The sequence below is a fragment of the Methylobacterium sp. P5_C11 genome, assembly GCF_054049775.1.
This window is the reverse complement of sequence record NZ_JBFULS010000117.1, coordinates 1-1275: the sequence shown is the minus strand read 5'-3', so window position 1 is coordinate 1275 and position 1275 is coordinate 1. Positions and strand designations below refer to the sequence as shown.

Here is a 1275-nt window from a genome sequence, read left to right as displayed (position 1 = left end):
CCACTGCGCGAAGGCCTCGTTGAAGGCGCGCTCGCCGGGGGCGCCCTTCTCGATGGCGATGATGGCGCGGCGCTGGTTGGCGTAGACCAGCGGCACGTCGAACCAGGAGCGCTCCTTCAGGAGCTGGACGTTGCGGGCGCGGTCGGCGTCGACGTTGGAGAGGCCGACCAGGAAGAAGCCGTCGGTGACCTTGACCGCGAGCCCCGCGAGCGGGGTGCCGCGCGCCTGCTCGTTCGACTTCATCAGGATGCCCGGCACGTTGGAGACGCTGCCGCCGGAAAAATCCTGCGGCAGGACGAAAGTCAGCTCCGCGGTGTGGCTCGCCGGCAGCGACGAGTCGGTGTTGCGGCGGAACGACATCGTCATCTTGAACTTGCGGTCGGGAATCTCGATGTCGGCGCGCACGGCGACGTCGGCCTTCTGGTTGCCCGACGCCTTGATCGGCTCGAGCCGCCACACCACCGAGCCGACATATTGCTTGCCCTTCGGGTCGGACGGATCCTCGTCATAGAGCACGACCTTCTGCGCCACCGGCGCGACCGGCTGATCGCTCGAGGGCTGGCCGACACGATCCGGAATCTTGGGCTTGCTCTGCGGCTGCGACGGATCCTTCGGCGCTTCCACCACCTGGGTGGTCGAGGACTTGAACAGGCCGCTCACGGTCTGGACCAGCTGTTTGCCCCAGAGGATGCCGGCGCCGACCAGGATCAGCACGATGCCGACGGCGATCGCGCTCTTGAACGGGAAGATGGAGCGCGAGCGGGCGCGCTTCTTGGCCTCGCGCTCGGGCGCGATGCGCGGGCGCTGCGATTGCGGCGGCGGCGCGTAGCGCTCGGCCTCCTCCATCGACTCGTCATAGGAGTAGGGCGCGTCCGGCTCGCCGACCCGGTTCTCCAGGCTCGGCTCCAGCCGGTCGAATTCCGGCGAGGGCGACGGCACGTTGGCGTAGGTGCGGCGCGCGGCGCGGTTGGCCTGCGCGGCGGCGCCGCCGAGATCGTTGACGTCGGCGGTGATGTCGCGGAAGCCGCGCACACCGGGCGATTGCGGCAGCGGCGGCGGCGGTCCGACATCCGGTGGACGGCGACCGCCGGAGCGATCGCGTCCGGCTGGCGGTGGAGCCGGCGGCTCCGGCATCGGGGGCGGCGCGGACGGACCCGGCTGGCGCGGCGCGTCGAACCGCGGAGCCCGCGGCGGACGCTGGGCGTCGCCCTGGTCGTCGACGTTGAAGGACGGGCGGTCCGCACGGGGGGGCGGCGGGGCCGGACGGGTGCGCGG

At 71.6% G+C, this 1275-nt stretch carries 1 protein-coding gene; it reads right to left on the bottom strand.

The genetic code is table 11. The annotated features are described in order from the left end of the window. Window positions 1–1275 (bottom strand): hypothetical protein (locus tag ACXJKQ_RS27575; RefSeq protein ID WP_457108848.1); only part of this gene is annotated, 1275 nt, incomplete at both ends.